This window comes from Pseudarthrobacter sp. NPDC059871 (assembly GCF_042731175.1).
Lineage (GTDB): Bacteria > Actinomycetota > Actinomycetes > Actinomycetales > Micrococcaceae > Arthrobacter.
Genome location: NZ_JBHWJV010000026.1, coordinates 1 through 2142, shown reverse-complemented (window position 1 = coordinate 2142; position 2142 = coordinate 1). Strand labels below are relative to the sequence as shown.

General features: G+C 64.7%; 2 protein-coding genes. Both read right to left on the bottom strand.

The window, feature by feature from the left end:
• Nucleotides 1-63: 63 nt before the first annotated feature.
• Nucleotides 64-852 (bottom strand): IS21-like element helper ATPase IstB, encoded by a 789-nt coding sequence (istB, locus tag ACFV4R_RS20135; RefSeq protein ID WP_377204333.1) that lies wholly within the window; start codon nucleotides 850-852, stop codon nucleotides 64-66.
• Nucleotides 852-2069: an IS21 family transposase gene (gene istA / locus ACFV4R_RS20130; protein ID WP_377204332.1), complete on the bottom strand. Its 1218-nt coding sequence runs from the start codon at nucleotides 2067-2069 to the stop codon at nucleotides 852-854. Before istA ends, istB begins: the two co-directional genes overlap by 1 nt.
• Between the last annotated feature and the right edge of the window lie 73 nt (nucleotides 2070-2142).

The window sequence follows — 2142 nt, the reverse complement described above, 5'->3', positions numbered from 1 at the left end:
TGTCAGCGATGGTCGAAAACTGAGCCATTTCGCGGGCTGAAAACTGAGCCACTTTGACGCTGGTTATTCTGCCGTATTTTCCGGTCTTGTCGAGGGCAGCGAGTCGATCTGAGTGTGTTTGAGCCGGTAGCTGGAGCCCTTGAGGGTGATGACGTCGGCGTGGTGGACGATGCGGTCGATCATGGCTGACGCGACGACCTGGTCGCCGAAGACGTCGCCCCAGCGGGCGAAGGGCAGGTTTGAGGTCAGGATCAGCGAGGCGTGTTCGTAACGCGATGAGACCAGCTGGAAGAACAGGTTTGCGGCGTCCTGCTCGAACGGGATGTAGCCGACTTCGTCGACGATGATCAGTCCGTAGCGGCGTAGCCTGACCAGTTCTTGGGGCAGCCGGCCGTTCTGGTGGGCTGCCTGGAGCCGGGCGACCCAGTCGATGGCGGTGGCGAACAGGACGCGGTGACCGAGCTGGGTGGCTCGTAAGCCCAGCCCGGTGGCGAGGTGTGTTTTGCCGGTTCCGGGCGGTCCGAGCAGGACGATGTTGGACGCTTCGGTGAGGAACGCCCCTGTGGCCAGGTGCGCGATGGTGTCGCGTTTGAGGCCGGGTTGGTGATCAAAGTTGAAGTCCTCGAGTGATTTCCGGGCCGGGAAACCAGCTGCCCGGGCCCTGAGCTCGGCGCCGGAGGCTTCTCTGGCTGCGACTTCCCGGGACAGGACAGCGGCGAGGTACTCCTCATGGCTCCAGCCTCCTTCACGGGCCTGGTCCGCGAGCCGGGTTGCTGCTTCCCGGATCCGGGGTGCCTTCATCGCTCGGGAGTAGTACTCGATCTGGCCAGTCGTTTCTTTGACGTCGGCCATCAGGCGACCTGCCCGTCATCGAGGACGACACCGAAGGCGCGGTCGTAGTCCGCCAGGTCCCGCAGCCCGGTTGTTTCACCCACGGGCGGTGGGGTTTGGAAGGCCTTCCGCAGTGCCCTTGCCGCCTCGACGTGGGCCGGGTCGGTGATGGTCAGGCCGGATCCCCACGACCGAGGGTGGGTGCCGACGGATCTGCCGTCCAGGCTGATCATGACGGTCGTCAGGTCGGCGGTGACGTCGACGAAGCGGCCGATGGCCTGCGGGTGAACGGAGTAATCATTCGATCCCATCCTGACGTAGTAGTCCCTCGGCAGCCGGACCCTCGCGACGAATCCTGTCACCGGTGGAACCGGCGGCAGCGCCAGCATGGCCGCTTTGTCCGCTGCGAGAAGCTCCGTGGGCCGGGCGCCGGTCCGCCTGACGAGCCGGGTGTTGGCCTTCGGCAGCCACTGGCCGAGCTGGTTGTTGAAGTCTTCCGGCGAGGTGAAGATCCGGCCCGGCAGGAAGGACGTCTCCAGGAACTGGTTGGCCCGTTCGACCACGCCCTTGGTTTCCGGGTCGTAGGGCTTGACCTGCACGACCCGGGTGGCCAGTACACCGGCGAACGCCGAAACGCCGGCAGCGTATCTGTTTCGGCGGCCGATGCCGGTTTCGTTATCCCAGATCAACCGCCGCGGAACAGCCCCCAATCCACCGAGCAGTTCCCACATTCCGGCCAGCAGGTCCCCGGTCATCCGGGACGGGATCATCCGGGCCATGATGAACCTCGAATGCGAGGAGACCATCACCAGTACCGGCAGCACCCTGGCTTTGCCGGCGCCAACGGGTATCCGGACCTCAGGGAACCACAGGTCGCACTGCGCCTGGTCCCCGGGCTCGTAGCTGACCCGGTCTGCAGGATCAGCTGGGGCATATTCCGGCCGGATCCTGGCCACGTTCTCCCGGAACCAGGCTGCCGATCCGGACCAGCCCACCCGCTCAGCCAACACTGTCGCCGGCATCCGCGGGTTCTCCAGCAGCAGCGCACGTATTGCCGGTTCCACAGCTTTGATCCCGGAGTTCTGCGGCGCACGGACGTACGCCGGCGGACCGTCAGCACTGACAGCTTTCGCGACCGTATTCCTGGAGATCCCCAGCCGCGCGGCTATCGATCTCATCGACTCACCCTCGGCAAGATGCAACCGCCGAATAAGCGCCCAATCCTCCACTGTGATCACCCACCCAATCGTTTGGAACGGGTGGCTCAGTTTTCAACCGTCACAATGGCTCAGTTTTCGACCGTCACCGACA